20 protein-coding genes are annotated in these 18,878 nt (G+C 37.3%); 12 read left to right on the top strand and 8 right to left on the bottom strand.

Annotated elements, in window-relative coordinates; genetic code table 11:
• Positions 1-4 precede the first annotated feature (4 nt).
• The 6 genes from CNR22_17200 (at position 5) to CNR22_17175 (ending at position 6,250) form a co-directional block, all read left to right on the top strand.
• Positions 5-427, top strand: a complete 423-nt coding sequence (locus tag CNR22_17200; protein ID PBQ33440.1) for a hypothetical protein — start codon at positions 5-7, stop codon at positions 425-427.
• Between the two features lie 48 nt (positions 428-475).
• Complete coding sequence (locus tag CNR22_17195) at positions 476-1,618, top strand: RNA helicase (GenBank protein ID PBQ33439.1); 1,143 nt, start codon at positions 476-478, stop codon at positions 1,616-1,618.
• A gap of 408 nt (positions 1,619-2,026) precedes the next feature.
• Positions 2,027-2,839 carry a band 7 protein gene (locus CNR22_17190; protein ID PBQ34936.1) on the top strand — a complete coding sequence of 271 codons (813 nt, stop codon included), beginning with the start codon at positions 2,027-2,029 and terminating at the stop codon, positions 2,837-2,839.
• Between the two features lie 599 nt (positions 2,840-3,438).
• A complete protein-coding gene (locus tag CNR22_17185) occupies positions 3,439-3,612 on the top strand; it encodes an Arc family DNA binding domain-containing protein (GenBank protein PBQ33438.1) in 174 nt (57 codons plus the stop codon).
• Positions 3,613-3,677: 65 nt separating this feature from the next.
• Positions 3,678-5,285, top strand: a complete 1,608-nt coding sequence (locus CNR22_17180) for a hypothetical protein (protein ID PBQ33437.1) — start codon at positions 3,678-3,680, stop codon at positions 5,283-5,285.
• Positions 5,286-5,464: 179 nt separating this feature from the next.
• Positions 5,465-6,250 carry a hypothetical protein gene (locus tag CNR22_17175; protein ID PBQ33436.1) on the top strand — a complete coding sequence of 262 codons (786 nt, stop codon included), beginning with the start codon at positions 5,465-5,467 and terminating at the stop codon, positions 6,248-6,250.
• Here CNR22_17175 and CNR22_17170 read toward each other — a convergent pair.
• The gene (locus tag CNR22_17170; protein ID PBQ33435.1) at positions 6,244-6,669 is read right to left on the bottom strand and encodes a hypothetical protein; all 426 of its coding nucleotides are present in this window, start codon (positions 6,667-6,669) and stop codon (positions 6,244-6,246) included. The two genes, CNR22_17175 and CNR22_17170, sit on opposite strands and share 7 nt — an antisense overlap.
• A gap of 64 nt (positions 6,670-6,733) precedes the next feature.
• Between CNR22_17170 and CNR22_17165 the strand changes: the two genes are divergently transcribed.
• The 4 genes from CNR22_17165 to CNR22_17150 all read left to right on the top strand — a co-directional run bounded on the left by CNR22_17165 (position 6,734) and on the right by CNR22_17150 (position 9,946).
• Positions 6,734-7,129, top strand: coding sequence for a hypothetical protein (locus CNR22_17165; protein PBQ33434.1), 396 nt, complete (start codon positions 6,734-6,736; stop codon positions 7,127-7,129).
• Between the two features lie 26 nt (positions 7,130-7,155).
• Entirely contained in the window at positions 7,156-7,572 is a 417-nt protein-coding gene (locus CNR22_17160) for a tRNA-specific adenosine deaminase (protein ID PBQ34935.1), read from the top strand.
• A gap of 67 nt (positions 7,573-7,639) precedes the next feature.
• The gene (locus CNR22_17155; protein PBQ33433.1) at positions 7,640-8,050 is read left to right on the top strand and encodes a hypothetical protein; all 411 of its coding nucleotides are present in this window, start codon (positions 7,640-7,642) and stop codon (positions 8,048-8,050) included.
• Positions 8,051-8,164: 114 nt separating this feature from the next.
• A complete protein-coding gene (locus tag CNR22_17150) occupies positions 8,165-9,946 on the top strand; it encodes an arginine--tRNA ligase (protein PBQ33432.1) in 1,782 nt (593 codons plus the stop codon).
• A gap of 16 nt (positions 9,947-9,962) precedes the next feature.
• Here the strand turns inward: CNR22_17150 and CNR22_17145 are convergent, their stop codons facing one another.
• The 3 genes from CNR22_17145 to CNR22_17135 form a co-directional block, all read right to left on the bottom strand.
• On the bottom strand, positions 9,963-10,532 hold the full coding sequence (locus CNR22_17145; protein PBQ34934.1) for a hypothetical protein: 570 nt from the start codon (positions 10,530-10,532) through the stop codon (positions 9,963-9,965).
• Between the two features lie 154 nt (positions 10,533-10,686).
• Positions 10,687-11,220 (bottom strand): DUF4199 domain-containing protein, encoded by a 534-nt coding sequence (locus CNR22_17140; protein PBQ33431.1) that lies wholly within the window; start codon positions 11,218-11,220, stop codon positions 10,687-10,689.
• A gap of 118 nt (positions 11,221-11,338) precedes the next feature.
• The gene (locus CNR22_17135; GenBank protein PBQ33430.1) at positions 11,339-11,827 is read right to left on the bottom strand and encodes a helix-turn-helix transcriptional regulator; all 489 of its coding nucleotides are present in this window, start codon (positions 11,825-11,827) and stop codon (positions 11,339-11,341) included.
• Between the two features lie 87 nt (positions 11,828-11,914).
• Between CNR22_17135 and CNR22_17130 the strand changes: the two genes are divergently transcribed.
• Together CNR22_17130 and CNR22_17125 are read left to right on the top strand one after the other, a co-directional pair.
• Positions 11,915-12,385, top strand: coding sequence for a hypothetical protein (locus CNR22_17130; GenBank protein PBQ33429.1), 471 nt, complete (start codon positions 11,915-11,917; stop codon positions 12,383-12,385).
• A gap of 1 nt (position 12,386) precedes the next feature.
• On the top strand, positions 12,387-13,193 hold the full coding sequence (locus CNR22_17125; GenBank protein ID PBQ33428.1) for an SAM-dependent methyltransferase: 807 nt from the start codon (positions 12,387-12,389) through the stop codon (positions 13,191-13,193).
• Between the two features lie 2 nt (positions 13,194-13,195).
• On the opposite strand, the gene CNR22_17120 is transcribed toward CNR22_17125, so the two are convergent.
• The 4 genes from CNR22_17120 to CNR22_17105 are packed head-to-tail and all read right to left on the bottom strand — an operon-like array spanning position 13,196 to position 18,866.
• On the bottom strand, positions 13,196-14,362 hold the full coding sequence (locus tag CNR22_17120) for a glucose-1-phosphate thymidylyltransferase (GenBank protein PBQ33427.1): 1,167 nt from the start codon (positions 14,360-14,362) through the stop codon (positions 13,196-13,198).
• A gap of 2 nt (positions 14,363-14,364) precedes the next feature.
• On the bottom strand, positions 14,365-17,115 hold the full coding sequence (locus CNR22_17115) for a hypothetical protein (protein PBQ33426.1): 2,751 nt from the start codon (positions 17,113-17,115) through the stop codon (positions 14,365-14,367).
• 5 nt (positions 17,116-17,120) lie between these two features.
• Complete coding sequence (locus CNR22_17110; GenBank protein PBQ33425.1) at positions 17,121-18,050, bottom strand: hypothetical protein; 930 nt, start codon at positions 18,048-18,050, stop codon at positions 17,121-17,123.
• Positions 18,051-18,083: 33 nt separating this feature from the next.
• Positions 18,084-18,866 carry a hypothetical protein gene (locus tag CNR22_17105; protein PBQ33424.1) on the bottom strand — a complete coding sequence of 261 codons (783 nt, stop codon included), beginning with the start codon at positions 18,864-18,866 and terminating at the stop codon, positions 18,084-18,086.
• Positions 18,867-18,878: the final 12 nt, after the last annotated feature.

Below are 18,878 nucleotides of genomic sequence, written 5' to 3'. Positions count from 1 at the left end.
AAACATGACCACAAATGCAAAAAACTTTAAAACAAAAATAGGTTTAGGATTTGTAATTTCTCTTCCTCTATTAATCTTCGGCATTTTAATTTTATGCATTTATATAAAAGATTACACCGCTCTTTTTGTTGCGATTCCCTTTATACTGGTGGCTTTCTATACCATTTTCTCTATTTGTTATAAGATCATTGAAGATAGATTACTAATTAGCTCGGGACCATTTTATAAACTTGAGATTCCAATTTCTTCCATCTATAAAATCGAAGAAACATGGGGAATTATTAAATCGCCCGCGGCCTCCACAGACAGATTGGAACTTTTTTATAATAAATTTGATTCTGTGATGATCTCTCCACAAGATAAAACAGGTTTTATAAGTGCATTAAAAGAAATAAATCAGGAGATTGAAGTGATACGAAAAAATTGAAATACCGCTGTGCTATTAGTTATATTTACAGGAAATTAATTTCACTTTATGTCATTTTCTGATTTAGGATTACCTCCCTCTTTATTAACGGCTCTCGAAGCGCAAAACTACAAAGAGCCTTACCCTATTCAGAAAGAAGCAATTCCCGCCATCTTAAAAAGAAAAGATGTTTTAGGAATTGCACAAACAGGATCGGGTAAAACCGCATCCTATGTGTTACCAATTTTACAAAATTTACAAGGCAATACACTTTCAAAAAACCGTCACGTAAAAGTTCTAGTGCTTGTTCCAACGCGTGAGCTGGCGGCGCAGGTAAGAGAGGTCTTCCAGACATTCGGATTAGCTCTTCCCCAAAAAATAAAATCTCTTGCGGTGTATGGTGGTGTTTCTATCAACCCTCAAATGATGGCTTTACAAGGTGTAAATGTGCTTGTGGCCACACCCGGACGTTTACTCGAATTAGTAGAAAGCAACGCAGTGCATTTATCAGAAATAGATACTCTCGTTTTAGACGAGGCAGATAAAATGCTGAATCTCGGTTTTAAAGAAGAGATGCAGAAAATCTTTTCGTTGCTTCCCCGGAAAAGACAAAACCTTTTATTTTCAGCAACGCTCAGCGAAGATCTCGATGGCCTCAATCAACTGGTATTGAGAGATCCGGTTGTTATTAAAATTGAAGCGGAAGAAAATAACATCGATCTTATTTCGCAACTCGCGTATTTTGTGAGTGAGGAAAAAAAAGGTCCGCTCTTGCGTTACCTCATTAAACACAACGCTTGGAAACAAGTCCTTGTCTTTGTTTCCTCCGTTTATAAAGCAGACAATGTTGCTGATAAATTGAGAAAGAACGGGATTGAGGCAACGGCCATGCACGGCAAAAAAAGCCAGGATGCAAGAACCGAAGCCCTCAGCAGATTTAAAAAAGGAACACTGCGTGTTTTAGTAACCACCGATTTATTGTCGCGTGGTATTGATATTAAATTTTTACCACACGTCATCAACTACGAATTGCCCCGCTCACCAAAAGACTATGTTCACCGCATTGGAAGGACAGGTCGCGCCGAATCACCTGGTGAAGCGATTTCTTTTATCACAGAAGAAGACAAACATCATTTTAAAATCATCCAAAAGAAAATGGGCAAATGGGTGACGATGATTGATAGTGAGGGGATGGATTTGCAGGGAATTTAAGTAGCATTCTCCGCAACTTGGTCAAACCGAAACCGAACGATAGTATATCGAAGATGCCATAGTACATTCAGAAGGAAAGCTTAAAATCTATTGCCATCGCAGGTTTGCTTAGCAATAAGAATATCGCGCGGACCCAGATAAATTTTCGAAAATTGAAGGGGGCTTACAGCGCATAAAAGAAAACATCCCTCCGTGCTTTGCACTATAAGTAAAAGTTCAGTTCAGTTAATTCGCCCATCTGTGGCAAGATACCAGCGCGCAGCAAATTCCAATCGAAAATCCACCGTTCATCCTTTTTTTACGATTTTGCTTGCTTATCTCATTTTTTATCTAATATCTTTGTGATATCAATTTAATATCATATTTATGATTCAAGAAAAATCCCTTCAGCCATTTTCCGGATACGGAATAGCTGGTATTTGCGTATTACTTACTGTTGGAGCTATTGCTGCTTTCATATTAAATATAATTCCTCTCGCGGTAATACTTCTTCTACCGGTCTTCTTTTTCAGCAAAGGATTTCTCATAGTAAATCCTAATGAAGCCAACGTACTTATTTTATTCGGGACTTATAAGGGCACAGTTAAAGAAAGCGGCTTCCATTGGGTGAACCCCTTTTACATCCGAAAATTTATATCCCTCAGAGCGAGAAACCTGAATGGACAATCGCTGAAAGTAAACGACAAAATCGGTAATCCGGTAGAGATCGCTGCCATTATTGTGTGGCAGGTACAGGATACGGCAAAGGCGAGTTTCGAGGTAGATGACTATACCAAGTATGTCAACATTCAAAGTGAAGCTGCGGTGCGACACCTGGCAAGCATTTGTCCATACGATAATTTCGAAGAAGAAACGGCAGAAGTAACTTTACGTGGAGGATCAGAACAGGTAAGTCGTTTGTTAGAGAATGAATTATCTGAGCGTCTTGCCCCCGCAGGTATCAAAGTTATGGAAGCGCGCATTAGTCATTTAGCCTACGCACAGGAAATAGCCGGTGCCATGTTGAGGAGACAGCAAGCTACAGCCGTGGTGGCAGCGCGCAGGCAAATTGTAGAAGGTGCTGTGGGCATGGTTGAAATGGCTTTATCAAAGTTATCAGAACGTGAAATTGTGCATCTTGACGAAGAGCGTAAAGCAGCTATGGTAAGTAATTTACTGGTAGTTTTGTGTGGTGATAAAGAGGTTAGTCCAATTGTAAATACAGGTACACTGCACCACTAGCAAATTAATTTTTAAGCTTGATAAATACGAAGCAGGAAAAAGGTTGGGCGTTTGACTCTATCACACGGAAGCAAAGCTTGTATTATTATGTGCAACTCTTTACATCCGGTAATTGCTCTCCTTATCTTTGTCTCTATCGCGAAATAAGTTGGGCTCAAGTTGTGGTTTAATTTTGTAGTAGTATACTTATAGATATTCTAAATTAATGGCAGAAAAAAAAGCATTCATACTCCGCATCAACCCCGACACACTGAAAGAAGTCAATGAGTCAGGTCGTCGCAAATTGAACCGCAGGTTTAATACTATGTGCGCCTTTGGCCAATCTAACTTTTTTCTATGCCTCCTATGTCTCTATGTGGTTAAAACAACAATCCTTTCTGAAACTGGTTTATCAATAGTGTAATGGCAGAAAAAAAAGCATTCATACTCCGCATCAATCCCGACACACTGAAAGAAGTCAATGAGTCAGGTCGTCGCAAATTGAACCGCAGGTTTAATACTATGTGCGCCTTTGGCCAATCTAACTTTTTTCCATGCCTCCTATGTCTCTATGTGGTTAAAACAACAATCCTTTCTGAAACTGGTTTATCAATAGTGTAATGGCAGAAAAAAAAGCATTCATACTCCGCATCAACCCCGACACACTGAAAGAACTCCAGAAATGGGCCGATGATGAATTCAGAAGCGTGAACGGGCAGATCGAGTATTTGCTTCAGAAAGCCTTGCAGGAAAATGGAAAATCGAAAGTCAAAGATAAAAAAACACCAAAATAATTTTAATTAAGTGTAACATTCATAATCTTAAAGCGTCTTAAAGCAACACCCTACAGTTTAAGCAGATGCTGCGTTTTATCCTACTCTTTACAAGCGTTTTATTCATTCAACCCTTAGGTGCCCAAATTAGTATTTCAGGTAAGGTCCTCGATCCGTTATCGCGCGAATCTCTGGCTTATGTGAATATTGGAATCAAAGGTAAAAATTTAGGGACAACGAGTTTAAGCGATGGCACTTTCTCTATTTCAATTCCTTCCAGTTTTCAAAACGATACACTTACTTTTTCGTTGATAGGTTATGCCGACTTTAAACTCCCCATTGAGGCGAGCGGTAAAAAGGTTATTCCTCTCTTCCGTCAAGCATCAGTTCTACCGGAAATTAGCATTTCTACCAGCAAATTAGTGGAAGCAAAATTTGGGCTCACAAAGCATGCAGCCATTCATTTTATAGATGCTTCCATTAATCAGAATGATATATTTGAGATCGCACAACTCATAAAACTTCCGGCAACAAACACAAAACTTAACTCAGTAGATCTCTATATTAATGAAGACAATGCCGACTCGGTTAAATTCAGGATCAATATTTATAAGTTCGACGGTAATCGTCCCGCTGAAAGACTAAACACACAACCCATTTTTAAAACTGCATTATTAAAAGAAGGCTGGCTTCATTGCATTATTTCCGAATATAATCTTTACGGCAAAAACGAAGTTGTTGTTGCTTTTGAATTTCTTCCATCTCAAAAAAGAAAAAAAGCAATCGCTCTTGAAGTAAAATTAGGAGGCCGAAGCAAAAGCTTTGTCAGAAAAACAAGTCTCGGAGAATGGATGGTACCGCCACACCACTATTTAATGAATCTTACCGCTCTTACGCCGGAGACAAATAGAAATTCAGATAAAGATGAAAAGGAAATTTCCGCTACAAAGGTACTGATATCAACTTATGTGAAGGATACGTTCTCACTTTTTGTGCATCTGCCGTCTAACTATCAAAAAAATAAAACTAAAACGTATCCACTCGTTCTTTTACTTGACGCAAATGCCTACTTCACTGGCGTCTCTGATTTTTGGGATCCCGAAAATAAAGAGCATTTGTCTGAAGCTATTTTAATCGGTATTGGTTATGCAAATGTAGCCCTAATGGATTCACTAAGACAACGAGATTACACTTTTCCCCGGGACCTTGTTGCAGATAGTTGTTTGCTTTGCGGCGGCGCTGATAAATTCAGAGATTTTATTCAAAAGGAATTACTACCCTACGCTCATCAAAGTTTCCGTACCAATAAAAAAGAGGTAAGCATAATGGGGCATTCGCTTGGAGGATATTTCCCTATCTGGAGTTTATTGACTGATTTGAAAGAAGAGAACACTTTAATAAAAAATTATGTTTGCATCAGCCCCTCGTTGAATTACGCAGACAATTATATTTTAAATTATACTAACACGCTAAATCCCTCCAAAATAACTTCGCTTCAAAAAAGATGCTATCTAAGTTTTGGTGAATTTGACGACGACCTTACTACCCATATAGGGGTATTCACTGATTTTGAAAAAAAACTGGCTCTTCTTAGGGTAAGATCGCGCTTTGAAATTTATCCCGGACTCCAACACATGGAAACTCCCTTAATTGGCTTTGAACGGGGCCTAAACTTTATTCTATCGGATAATTGATAAGGAGAGAAAACAGAATGCATACACTTTTTCACTTCTAAATTTTAATAAACATTTCCATGTTAGTAGAAAACCGTTATTAAAAAGGGGAAAAACCCGGTTTTATAATTTACTAACACTCCACCGAAACTTTAAATGTTATCTTTGCCTTCGCGAGGCATTTCGATACATATTAAAGCATGAATTTTTTCAGATACAAATCACCGGTCCTTCTTTTCCTCATAAGTTTTTTAATTTTTGGATTTAGCGTAAAGATGAAGCGTGTGAGCTGTGATGATATTTTACTCAGATCACGAATTGCTTTATTGAATGTGAAGTCGGTGAATTACGATTGCAACTTTGTACAAAAATTTGCCGGAGGAAATGACACACTTAAAACTTCAGCAACTATTTCCATGGAGAGGGAAAGTGTAGATACTTTGTTAGGTTGTAAAATGAAAATGACAAGTCAGTTTCAATTTTACGCTATAACCTTTAAAACAGAACTTTTCTATAACGGAAAAAAGAATATTACAATGAATCATACCCGCAAAAAAGCCACTATAGATACAGTAGGCCCAAGGGGAAAAGGAAAACCAACGATGAGTCTTTTGAAACAAAATTTTCCTACTGCTAATTTGATGAATCATTACACTGAAAAAATTCCTTACGAGCCATTTTTCAAAAAAAGTAACAAGATTAAAATGCTGGAAGAAGAAAAAGTAGGGAATTACGTTTGTTATAAAATTGAGATTATTTCGCAAGATCCTGATCGTAAAAAAAGAATTACAAATATTTATATAGATAAAAAAAGTTTTTTACCGGTAAGAAGAATGGATTCGGTAGATTTTCAAAATAAGTATCAATATTCTAATTTCAGTTTGTCGGCAATTAAAATCAATGACTCTAAAATTGCTTCAAGCATAAAAGAACCTATAGTTCCGAAAGGATACGATATAGATTATCACCGTCTCGATCGTTATTGATTTTTATCAGGAGCGATGTTCATCCACATGACTCTTGCCAACCTGTAATTCCAAACAGCACATAACAAAATAGCCGCCACGGTTACCAGCACAAGTTCCACGTTTGTTATGCCATATATAAGATATTTTGCAAGTAAAAAAGCAATCAGCCCTTCAATGAGAGCGAGTGTGTAACTTAGGTAAGTTGCTCCGCGAAAATAGCCTGGCTCACGATCAAAACTATATCCGCAGCTTTCGCAAACCTCTTTCATTTGAGGAGTGCCAACTAGCAGATACTTACCCTTATAAAAAACGTTTGTTTTTCCGCAATTTGGGCATTTTAATCTTAAAATAGCTCCTACTTTATTGAACCTGGATGCATTTTCCATAACATGACTTATAGCAATATACCTCAAAAAGAATGCCAGTGCCAGACCCATCCCTAAACGAAAATGAATTTAAATTTCCTTTCCCCAATTAAAAAATAGCGCTTAACTTCGCCGCATGACTTTTTTGGGACGTTTAAAATTTTACGGTATTGGATTTGGAATTGGATTACTAATGGTTTTCGCAATCTTTGGTCAGCGGTCCTGCACTACGCCGAATGAAGTACGAATGGAACAACTGGTTTCTCAATCCATGAACCTTTCTGAAAAAGCTCAGTGCAAATTAAAATGTCTGCGTAAAAACGAAGCCTTGCTTAAAGTAGAATTAAGACATTTTGAAATTAACTACGATCTCAGCAACATACACAAAGAACCCTGTGGCGAATATTACATTCAGCCAAAAAAAGGGTACGATTCTCTTTACAATTATAAATTATTGATGTACGATTGCGACACTATTACCCGCATTTATGATATCAGTACCACAAGCACAAATACCTGCAATTGTCAATAGCACCCTTATACACGCCAGAATATTTTATGCGCGAAGCCTTAAAAGAGGCGCAAAAAGCTTACGATGCGGACGAAGTTCCGGTGGGAGCTGTTGTGGTTGCCGATAACAGAATAATTGCGCGCGCTCATAACCTTACAGAGAGGCTCAACGATGTTACTGCCCACGCCGAAATGCAAGCTATTACTTCGGCAGCGCATGCCATTGGTGGCAAATACCTGGTAGAATGCACACTTTATGTAACTCTGGAGCCATGTTTGATGTGTGCCGGGGCTCTAGCCTGGAGTCAGATCAGCGGCATTGTGTTTGGAGCCTCTGATATGAAGAAAGGATTTACTCTGCTTGAAAAAAATGTACTGCACCCAAAAACAGAAATTGTAAAAGGCGTGCTTGCAGAGGAGTGCGAGAAAATCATAAAGGATTTTTTTGCTCAAAAACGAAAATAATTGGTTTTGGTGCAATTTTTGAATAAATTTATATATTCAATATACTATTTACTTTAAATAATTTATCATGCAAATTCTAAAGTCTCTTTCCCTTACTATCTTTCTATCTACAGCTGTAGTTAACGTAAGCACAGCACAATCTAATCCGCCGCAGACTGCAATTGCTGAAACCCAGCCGAAAACGGTGGTTATTAAACATCCTGCAGCAAACGATCCTGCTACTTATTTTTCTATGGCGCCCATCTTCAATTTCGAGATATACAAACCCGGCGAAATTGATAAAATTGTAGCTGAAATGGCTAAAGATCCTGATGTGATGATGGCAAGAGTTGGGGGTAATAACGGCGATTATTACATGATCAACCTTCAGCTTAAATCAGTAAAAGATAAAACCTGGTTCGCTGCTTTTTTCAAAAAAGTGGGAATTAAAATGGTAAAAATCAACAACAACCCGCCTGTTGACGTAGCAAAACTATAAAGTTTGATTTTCTCATAGAAAGCCGGTTATTTAACCGGCTTTTTTTATGGTGTGTTTGTACAGGATTAAGCACATGTTACCTTCTATTTTGCTTTATAATTGTTAATTTTGCGCATGATTAACGCAGAGACTTTATTGTTTGATTCCGTTCAAAAAACACTTCTTGAACTTTATTCTTTAAAAACAGATAACATCATCTTTCAAAAAACAAGAAAAGAATTTGAAGGTGATTTTACACTCGTAACTTTTCCTTATACCAAAGACACAAAAAAATCTCCTGAACAATTAGGTTCAGAGATTGGAGAAGCCCTGGTAAAATCTAATCCCACCTTTTCAGCTTTTAATGTTGTGAAAGGATTTTTAAATATTTCGCTCTCTGGCAAATTCTGGATGGATTATTTCAATGCCGTTAAGAACCTGAAAACTATTGGACTGAAGAAAGAAAACAGTACTGGTAAAACCGTTATGTTGGAATATTCCTCCCCCAACACCAACAAACCTTTGCATCTCGGACATATCCGTAACAACCTCTTAGGCTATTCTGTAGCACAAATTTTAAAAGCAAATGGACATAAAGTTATAAAGACCAATATTATTAACGACCGTGGAATACACATTTGCAAAAGTATGCTGGCCTGGCAAAAGTTTGGTAAAGGAGAAACTCCTGAAACTGCCGGTATGAAGGGCGATCACCTGGTGGGTAAATATTATGTAGAGTTTGATAAAGCCTACAAAAAACAAATTAATGATCTTGTAAGCGATGGAGCAACTAAAGAAGAGGCTGAAAAAAATGCTCCTCTTATGTTAGAAGCTCAGGACATGCTCCGCAAATGGGAGGCCGGTGACAAAGAGGTTGTAGGTCTGTGGAAAACCATGAACGACTGGGTTTACAAGGGTTTTGACGAAACTTATAAAATTCTCGGTGTTGATTTTGATACTTTATATTACGAAAGCAATACTTATTTACTCGGAAAAGAAATTGTGCAGGAAGGATTAAGCAAAGGCGTTTTCTATAAAAAAGAAAATGGCAGTGTAGCTATTGATTTAACTGCAGAAAAACTCGACGAGAAAATTGTTTTGAGAAGTGATGGTACCAGTGTTTACATTACACAGGATCTGGGAACCGCGATCGAACGTTTTAAAACCTACCCCGATCTTCAACAAATGATCTATACGGTAGGTAATGAGCAGGACTACCATTTTAAAGTATTGTTTAAAATCCTTGAGAAATTAGGCTATGACTGGGCAAAAGAGTGTTACCATTTAAGTTATGGGATGGTTGAGCTGCCTGAAGGGAAAATGAAAAGTCGCGAAGGAACGGTTGTAGACGCCGATGAACTTTTACAGGAGATGTATGAGACGGCTGAAAATACCACCAAAGAACTTGGTAAAGTGGAAGGATTTTCAGAAGAAGAACTTAAAGAACTTTACCGCACTATAAGTCTCGGGGCCTTAAAATATTTTATGCTGAAGGTTGACCCAAAAAAGAAAATGCTTTTTGATCCAAAAGAAAGTATTGATTTTAATGGTCATACCGGGCCATTTATGCAATATACACACGCGCGTATCAAATCCATTTTACGTAAAGCAGAGATGGATTTTACTTCCGATAATTCTGAAGTAGAAATGAACGCTCTTGAAAAAGAACTTATAAAAAACATTTACGATTTTGACCTTATAGTGGAAGAAGCAGGTAAAACGCTCAGTCCTGCGCTTGTTGCAAACTATATTTACGAACTAACGAAATTATTTAACCGCTTTTATCACGAATTCTCCATCTTGAAGGAAGAAAATCTGGACATCAAAAAATTTCGTTTACAACTGGCGCAGCTTTCTGCACAGGCTATTCATAACGCCATGGAACTCCTGGGAATAAGAGTTCCGGAACGCATGTAATAGGCATAAACAAATTTTAGTATTGAAACTTGGCAACTTTAGAATTTACCGGTAACTGAAAAACGGTTACCGGTAATTTTTTTTGCTCCACTTTGGTAGCTACACTTTCCATTATAAAATCATAATCTTCTATGATCATTTTTAAAGGCACAGCATTTGTTTTTGAAATATAATTATAATAGTTCCCATATTTATGATTCACAAAATATCTGGAATCAATTTTTAATTTAGAATTAAAATAGTATTTCTGCACACCGCTTTTACAGGTAAGGATCAACTCATCACAAGGGTAACCTAAAATAGTGGTAACGTTTTTATTCAGTTTAGTACTTAGCACTTCATCGTCATAATCCAATCCATCATTATAAAAAAGCGTGTCTGAACTTACCATTTTATTATAAAGTTTATTATCCTTTTGAATATAGAGCTGCCACTGAGCAAAGGCACCATTGGTTACGGTTTTATAATCACCATTTTTCACATAATAGTTATGTATTGATCCCATCATTGCTGAAAGTTCCTTTTCTTTAAGCTTTGGATTTTTGCTCTTAAAGGTATTTGAATAAATAACCTCTCCTTCAAACAAAGGAGTTACAGTTTGTGCTGTAAACGAACTTGTGATAACCAGACTTAGAAATACTAATTTGAAAAACTTAATCATTTGTGAATTTTTCTTCAAGTTACAACAGTTTATTTAGTCCTACAAATGCTTATTTGAAGCCACTTCCAAATAAAACAAATCAGGCAGGTAATTCCGGCTTCTTTTTGCGGCGAAGAATAGCGGCGGCAATTAATGACAGGACTAAGGCCAGTGGCAAAACCTCCACGTAAGTGATCAAAAACACCATAAGGGGATTTTTATAAAGTTCTTTCATTTGATTCAAATCTTCCAGCTGAATTGCCATTTCTTTTTCAGAGATAGAACTTTCTCTTAAAGCTTTTACCTGGTGAGCTGAATACTTCTCCATAAAGTCAGGAATAAATACATAAAAATCTACCAGCCAGACGAGGACATAGAGTGTGGAAGCGATAAGACTTATAAATAATCCTATTTTGAAGGCTTCTCCGAAAGAAATAGAACCTCCGTTAATTTTATCTCTTTGATTTTTAATACCCACAAAAATTAAAGAGAAGGCCACAATTTGAGTCGCATAGCCCAGTAACATGCTCGCTTCATAGTTTGCATTTTTCTCACACAAACTAGCACCAATAATCATTCCTATGGAAATAATAAGGCCTCCAATAAGTCCGCAGACAATCACATTTTTTTTCATTTACTTTTTTTAAGTGGTTTATAGGGGGCCAAAGGTCAGGACTTACTTGTAATTTTCGCTCATACTTTCGAGTGATTTTATCTTATAATCTTGCTTTCACCCTAAAGTAGCAGCTTAACTAACATATGATTTTCAAGCGTTTAGCTTTTTCAACGGCTTGAGTCCTTCTTTTTACATCCAATTTTTCAAAAACTTTAGAAGAATGTGTTTTTACAGTATTTAATGACACAAATAAAGCTTCGGCTATTTCCTGGTTGCTATATCCTTTTGCCATCAGATTCAGAACTTCAAGTTCGCGTTTACTTAAACCCCATTTTTCAAGCGCTCCAATATCTGGTTCTCTTTCTTCTTCGGGATACGAATTAACTTCAAATTCCTGGTTTTCCAGATAGACGGTTTTTTCTATAATAAGTGGCTTTGGATTAATAAGTTTGCTTGCCAACCATATTCCCAGCGTTGTAAATACCAGGGCGATCGATCCAATATAAAGATCGAGGGCATGGTTCACAATAAAAAAATGCCATTCTAACCGCTTTAAAAGGATAAGTAATGCAGCGAGAGAGATGCCATACAGCAGCGCGGATTTGTATTTTATTAGGAGGACCATTTTAATAAACCTAAAATACTCAAAGACTACTTAACTAAAAAATGATATTTTTGTTAAACACATCAAGAGTGTTTAAATAATAATCAGATGTCAGCCAAAACAATTTTTACTTTAGAACACACTTTACCTGATCATTTCGATTTGGTTTATGCCAGTTTGTTCGATTTTAAAAAGTTTGGTGAGATTCATCCGTTTATGACAGAGGTAAAACTCCTCGACGAAAAACCCGAATACAGAGAGTACAAAATAGTAGAAGAAATTTATTTTTTCGGCTTTATTAAAAATAATCCAACCTATACGGCAAAGGTTATTGAAATTGAAAAAGGAAAACACATCCGCTACACTTCACCCGTTAAAAAAAACATCTTTCTTACGGTTGATATCCGTTTTTCAAAAGATAAAACCAAAAACCTTATTGTTACAGAAAATTTTGAAGTCACCGCCAATAGGCTAATAGGCATGGTCTTTGCGAACATTTTAAAAAAAGCTCACCTTCAGTTTTTTAAAAACCTGAAAGTTTTTTTGCACACTTCCATTGAGGATATTAAAACCCACTAATATGTCTGAAGAATTAAATTACCTTGAAAAAAACAAAGACTCCTGGAACCGAAGAACGGATTACCACCTGGAATCAGAATTTTATGATGTGAAAGGATTTCTAGCCGGTAACTCGTCTTTAAAAGAAGTTGAACTAAATCTTCTTGGCGATATCCGTGGAAAAAGTATCCTTCATCTGCAATGTCATTTTGGCCAGGATACTCTTTCACTTGCCAGGATGGGCGCCGAGGCAACAGGAGTAGACCTTTCGGACAATGCCATAAACAACGCAAAACTTCTCGCTGAAAAAGCCGGAGTAAAAGCAGAATTTATTTGTTGCGATGTGTATTCACTACCTGAACATTTAAATAAAAAATATGATATCGTATTCACCAGTTATGGCACCATTGGCTGGTTACCAGATCTTGACAAATGGGCAAAGATTGTAAGTCGCTATTTAAAGCCAGGCGGCAAATTTGTATTCGCAGAGTTTCATCCGGTTGTATGGATGTTTGATGACGATTTTACAAAAGTAGCTTACAACTATTTTAACGCCGGTCCCATTATAGAAACCGAGAGTGGAACTTATGCCGACAGAAATGCGCAGATCAATAAAGAATATGTGGGCTGGAATCACCCTACCGGCGAAGTTCTCACGAGCTTATTACAAAACGGACTGCGACTTTTATCTTACGAAGAATTTGATTATTCACCTTACAATTGTTTTCGGCATACAGAAGAATTTGAACCTGGAAAATTCAGGATCAAGCATCTGGGAAATAAAATTCCAATGATTTTTGCTTTGCTCGCAGAAAAAACGAGGGAGTAAAACTAGAGTTTTAGTTTACCTTCATTCACATAAGAAAGAATTTCTTTCTCTGTATCAGAAAACGTTAAACCTCTGCGTTCATATACCCGTTCAGCAGTTTCAAATAGTTTTTCAAGTTTATACGATTCAAAACCTTCACTTCCACCCCAGCTAAAATCTGGAACATGTGTTGGAGGAAAACCGCCGCCATAAATATTAGAGCCAACTCCCACTACTGTACCTGTGTTAAACATCGTATTTATACCAGACTTTGAATGATCGCCCATAATGAGTCCGCAAAATTGTAAACCAGTATCTATTTGTTTTTGTTTGGCGTAACTATACAGTTTTACGTTGCCGTAATTATTTTTAAGATTACTATTATTAGTATCTGCTCCTAAATTGCACCATTCGCCAAGTACAGAGTTGCCTAAAAATCCATCGTGCCCTTTATTGCTATATCCAATAATAACGCTGTTGCTAACTTCTCCTCCTATTCTACTGTGCGGACCAACTGTTGTAGCGCCATAAACCTTGGTGCTTAATTTTACCACAGCATGTTCGCAAAGCGCAAACGGACCACGAATTACAGAGCCTTCCATCATTTCAGAATCATGACCAAGATAAATCGGTCCACTACTTGTGTTTAAAATGCAGGCTTCAATTTTTGCACCCTCTTCCAGGAAAATTAAATTTCTATCTCCTATTACGGTTACCGACTCGCTCAAAGGGTTACTGGTTCTACCCTTGGTAAGGAAATCAAAATCTGCTTTAAGAGCCTCGCCGTTTTTTTGGAAAATATCCCAGAGATTCTTAATAAAGAAAATGGGTGCTGGATAATCAATCTTCTTAAAAGCAGAAACTTTTTCAAGGTCCTTAAAATCTCCATAAAAGGCAACAAGCTCTTGGTCTTTGTATAAAGCTTCGTTTTGCTTTAAACCTTTGATTGCTTCTGCCAGATTTTTATCAGGACAATAATGCGAACTAATATAAATTGCCTGAGAACTTATCCCGGGGAATTTTTTAGAAAGGTAAGGTTGCGTTTGATAAGTACAAACCGTATTTAAGTGTTTGTCCCATTTTTCTTTCAGTGTTAAGATCCCGATCCTGAGCTCAGCAATTGGCCTAGTGAAGGTAAGAGGTAGAAAACCCTTCCAGTTTTCGAAATCATCGCGTAATACAAAGTCCATATCTACCTCTTAATGGGCTTTGTGATTTTAAATTCAGTTCGCCGGTTCACCTTGTGTTCTGCATCCGTACATTCAACGCCATCTTCACACTTGTTTAATAAACGTGTTTCGCCATAGCCCGTAGATTTTAAACGTGAACGGCTAATACCTTTTTTCACAAGATAGTCTACGGCTGTTTGCGCACGCTTCTTAGAAAGGCTTAAATTAAACTCGCTGCTCGATTGAGAATCGGTATGAGAACTGATCTCCATTATTAATTTTGGATAGTCTACCAACGCATCTGCGGCTTTGTCAAGTATTGCTTTACCTTCATCACCTATCGAGTAATCACCGTAAGCGTAATAGATGCTTTCAACAATCGTTACAGTCATTTCCGATTCTTCTTCCGGCTCTTCTTTTGCAGCCGCAACTTTAGGTTCCTTTGTTTTTGGTTCTTTTACCGGATTTTTAGCAGCTTCTTCTTTCTGTTTTTTAATCTCTGCAATTTTCAACGAAGGATCTTCTACATCAAATTCCCCCATTGAGAATTTATCTACCTCTAAAATTTTAAAAGAGAATTTGCCTCCAACCATGTCTATTACTTTATAAATCCTGCCCTTGCTGTCAGCAATATATATACGTCGTACATTCGCGAGGCTAGGATCATTTTCTTCTGTCTCGAACATGTAGTTTTTTTCTGCGTCTAAGTTTTTGAAGTTGAATTTACCATTAGCGGTTGTAGTCCAGGTTTGTTCGTTTGTACCATCTTCTTCTTTCACTTTTAACTTAGCGTTGGTAATCGGTTTTTTATCCTGATCGTACATATAACCATAGATGCCCATGATTAAATTCACGTCTTCGGCATCCATATCGTCCAACAAAGTTTTATCAGCTGTAAGGATCTTGAAAGTGAATTTTCCTTTTCCTTTATAGAATGTTCTTACGTCTTTACCACTTTTATTGGTTAGAATAATTTTTGTACCCTCTGCCAGTTTTACATCGCCTTCTTCTAAAGCTATAAGGTAATTTTGATCAGAAGGAATATTACGAAAAGCAAAAGATCCATACTCGTTTGTAGTAGCTTCTTCCACTACATCACCAAAATCATTTACCAATTTAAGTTTAGCATTTACAAGTGGATCTCCGGTATTCCCGACTCTTAATATTCCGGCGAACACCAAATCGTCTTCCGTGTAAAGGTCAGGCAAAGCATTTGGATCTACAGGTAAATTGCGGAATACAAATTTACTGTCCTTATATTTACTTGTTACACGGTGAATAACACTGTCTTTTTCCGAAAGATAAAAACGTGCCTTGTTTACAAGTTCAGGATCTTCTTCAATTACAGCGGCCATGTATTTTTTATCGCCGTCAAGATTCTTAAATGCAAAGTATCCTTTAGCATCGGTGTACACACTGTCTACTACATTACCCAATTCATCCAATAGTAAAACTTTTTTTCCCTTGGCGTAATCTTTTGCATTTTCAGTATATAAAACATTTCCTTCCACAACGGCCGATCTGCTTTTGAACCGGTAGATGTAAATATCATCGCTTCCTTTTCCGCCAGCACGGTTAGAGGAAAAATAACCTACCGTGTCGTTTAAGAAAGTAATGCCAAAATCATCTGTACTGCTGTTCAAATCCATCCCTTCATTCCTGGTAAGAATCCATTTTCCATTAATAGATTTTGCCGAGTAAATATCAAGACCACCAAATCCGGGTAATCCATTAGAGGAGAAAAATAAAGTTCCGTCCTTACGAATACTTGGAAACATTTCATCGCCCGAAGTATTAATGTCCGGACCTAAATTAACCGGCGCGCCCCAAACTTCTCCTTCTTTTTTACTCATGTAAAGGTCTTTTCCACCATAACCACCTGCCATATCACTAGTGAAATAAAGCGTGTTATTGTCGGCGCTAATACTTGGGTGGGCAATAGAATAATCCTTACTATTTAATGTAATCGCCTTTATGTTCGTCCACGATTTACCTTTTGGATTTGCAGAAAAAATCTGTGAACGGTTTACATAGCCTTTTTTCTCTACATAATCGGCACGCGTAAAATAAAGTGTCTGACCATCGCTGCTCATGCAACCTGGTCCATCATGGTAAAAAGAGTTTAATTTTTTAGAAAGCAACTTTGATTTTTCAACTTCCGTGCCGTTCATATCAGAAACGTACATGTTCATGAATGGCTGACCACTGTAATCATCCACAGAATAATTCACGAAATCAAATTGTTCTTTTTCAGCAATAAACATTAATTTATTGTTCATTACAAAAGGAGAGAACTCGGATTTAGCGGTATTAATGCTCTCTATATTTTCTACCTTATACTCCATCGGTTTGGAGAGATAATACTTAATCTCCCTGCAAAATTTCAAGGCATTTTTTGCATTTTCATCATTTGGACTAAGTTTAATATAGTTAGCATACTGGTCTGCAGCCTCTTCATATTTATTATTCGCTTTTAAAATTTGCGCATAGTTGAAGATCACTTCTTTTGGCTGATCAGGATTTAATTCGAAGAGTTTTCTGTACGAATCTTCCGCCTTAGCATACTGATTGGTTAACTTGTAAAGATTAGCCAGCTTAATTAAAGCTTCCTGTCTTTTTTCTGTGCTTTTATTCCTGGTTTCTTTTTTATAACAAGGAATCGCTTTTACATATTCTCCATTCTCAACAAACTTATCTCCTTTTGCCATTTGAGCAAAGGAGTGACTGACAAATGAAAAAATAAAAACTAAAAAATATAGCTGTGTGTATCGCATAAATCTTATAAAAATCTTGGGTTAATCATTTTTGCTTTAGCGCCTGAAAAATCGAATCCTACCATTACTTCAAAACTGGATCCTAATTTGCGAGCGTCCTGAAGCCCGGTGTCGTATGACAAGCCCAGTCTTAATTTATCAGTAGCATAAAACTGCATGAGTGCCCCCGGACCATATCCATTTCTATAAAAGGCGCCCAGCCACATACGTTTAAATAAAAAGAAATTCAAATTTAAATCGGCTCCAATTTCGTTGTTTACGTTTTTAATTAAAAGTGTTGGCGCAAATACCAGGTCTTTACTTATTACAAACGAATTACCGATGGTGAAAAATAAGTGCGTACGTACTTTGTAACTAAATTTTCCGCCGTTTGGTGTTGGTGCTTGATAAGAATAAACACTTGGATTATTTATGTGGGTTGCACTAAGTCCTGTAAAAAAAGTATGTGTTCTCAAATAAAGTCCTGCATTAATATCCAGTGTTCCTTTATTTAGATTTTGTAATAATTCCGGTGGCGCCTCATCCCTTTGAAACGAGATTTTGCTGAAGTCGAACTGGTAACGGTTATACCCGCCGTTTAAGCCAAAGGAGAGCTTCATTTTCTGACTTAATTTTAAAATATAAGCGAAATTGGCGTAGAAACCTGTGGTACTTCTTGGCCCTATTTCATCTCTTATAATGGTTGCTCCCACTCCAATATTTTTATTGAGAATTGGAGCGTGGCCACTTAGACAAGTTGTTTTGGGAGCTCCGGGAAAACTTACCCACTGATCGCGACGCAATGCCACAATTGCCAGGGCATCTCGTGCTCCGGCATAGGCAGGATTAATGATCATCTGGTTAAACTGGTACATACTGTATTGAGGATCTTGTTGGGCATTCATTCCTGAGGAAAGAATCAACATACTCATAACGAGGATTAAACTTCTTTTCATTTGTTTTTGTTTTGCGTGATAGGTCTTGATTTATCAGTTTTTCATTAATTCAACCCATCCTTTAATAGGCTTTGTTCCATTACCCAGATCAAGGATGTAAAAATAAGTACTTGAGAGCAGATTATCCAACTTATCTTTTGTTGGCCATGAATTAGTGCTCATATTATACCCTTTTATATCTGCTAGCTCAATGCCCCAGCGGTTAAAAATTTTGAGAGTGTTTTTTGGAAAGGCTTCGATATTATCAATCGTTAAAACATCATTTAAGCCATCGTTATTAGCGCTGATACCGGTGTAAATTTTTACACTACAAACTTCGTTCGAACCCGTGAGCGCGATCACCTGTTTTAGTGTATCATTTCTAACAACCCCTACGCTGGTGGTATAGGTAATAAACATATTTACAGTATAAGTTTGTGGGGTAAGGTCCGTCAGTGAATCACAACGTGTTGTGCAGGTCATTGTGGGTGTCCAGCTATAGGTTACTACGTAACTTGCCGCTTCAGTAGCTTTAGTGAGTTTTATAAGGATTTCACCGTCGTTTTTATCGAGACAGGTCACATTTTTAACCTGTGCGGTTGCCGAAAAGCCAAAAATGGAAACTACTTCTGGTTGAATAAACCCTTGCGTAATCACATTATTGCCCCCAACAGTTTCAGTAAAGGGTTCTCCTACATTATCGGTTACGTAAATACCTGTATTGCCGAGCTGCCGGTGATCTCCCGCAGAGTTTATTACCTGCGGACTAATGCTGGGACTTTGACCAAACACTTTACAGCTGGCTATGAGAACAGTGAGTATAAAAAGTTTTTTCATTTTAAATTTAAA

The sequence above is a fragment of the Sphingobacteriaceae bacterium genome (assembly GCA_002319075.1).
In the GTDB taxonomy this organism is placed as follows: domain Bacteria; phylum Bacteroidota; class Bacteroidia; order B-17B0; family Aurantibacillaceae; genus Aurantibacillus.
Note: the sequence above shows the minus strand (reverse complement) of the source record. Positions and strands in the feature narration are given on the sequence as shown.

Bases quoted from the DNA above. Each gene is read 5' to 3' on its own strand.
- CNR22_17115 (PBQ33426.1), bottom strand. From the start codon at position 17,115: ATGCGATACACACAGCTATATTTTTTAGTTTTTATTTTTTCATTTGTC.
- CNR22_17150 (PBQ33432.1), top strand. From the start codon at position 8,165: ATGATTAACGCAGAGACTTTATTGTTTGATTCCGTTCAAAAAACACTT.
- CNR22_17185 (PBQ33438.1), top strand. From the start codon at position 3,439: ATGGCAGAAAAAAAAGCATTCATACTCCGCATCAACCCCGACACACTG.
- CNR22_17130 (PBQ33429.1), top strand. From the start codon at position 11,915: ATGTCAGCCAAAACAATTTTTACTTTAGAACACACTTTACCTGATCAT.
- CNR22_17110 (PBQ33425.1), bottom strand. From the start codon at position 18,050: ATGAAAAGAAGTTTAATCCTCGTTATGAGTATGTTGATTCTTTCCTCA.
- CNR22_17155 (PBQ33433.1), top strand. From the start codon at position 7,640: ATGCAAATTCTAAAGTCTCTTTCCCTTACTATCTTTCTATCTACAGCT.
- CNR22_17195 (PBQ33439.1), top strand. From the start codon at position 476: ATGTCATTTTCTGATTTAGGATTACCTCCCTCTTTATTAACGGCTCTC.
- CNR22_17175 (PBQ33436.1), top strand. From the start codon at position 5,465: ATGAATTTTTTCAGATACAAATCACCGGTCCTTCTTTTCCTCATAAGT.
- CNR22_17140 (PBQ33431.1), bottom strand. From the start codon at position 11,220: ATGAAAAAAAATGTGATTGTCTGCGGACTTATTGGAGGCCTTATTATT.
- CNR22_17105 (PBQ33424.1), bottom strand. From the start codon at position 18,866: ATGAAAAAACTTTTTATACTCACTGTTCTCATAGCCAGCTGTAAAGTG.
- CNR22_17125 (PBQ33428.1), top strand. From the start codon at position 12,387: ATGTCTGAAGAATTAAATTACCTTGAAAAAAACAAAGACTCCTGGAAC.
- CNR22_17120 (PBQ33427.1), bottom strand. From the start codon at position 14,362: ATGGACTTTGTATTACGCGATGATTTCGAAAACTGGAAGGGTTTTCTA.
- CNR22_17160 (PBQ34935.1), top strand. From the start codon at position 7,156: ATGCGCGAAGCCTTAAAAGAGGCGCAAAAAGCTTACGATGCGGACGAA.
- CNR22_17170 (PBQ33435.1), bottom strand. From the start codon at position 6,669: ATGGGTCTGGCACTGGCATTCTTTTTGAGGTATATTGCTATAAGTCAT.
- CNR22_17200 (PBQ33440.1), top strand. From the start codon at position 5: ATGACCACAAATGCAAAAAACTTTAAAACAAAAATAGGTTTAGGATTT.
- CNR22_17165 (PBQ33434.1), top strand. From the start codon at position 6,734: ATGACTTTTTTGGGACGTTTAAAATTTTACGGTATTGGATTTGGAATT.
- CNR22_17135 (PBQ33430.1), bottom strand. From the start codon at position 11,827: ATGGTCCTCCTAATAAAATACAAATCCGCGCTGCTGTATGGCATCTCT.
- CNR22_17180 (PBQ33437.1), top strand. From the start codon at position 3,678: ATGCTGCGTTTTATCCTACTCTTTACAAGCGTTTTATTCATTCAACCC.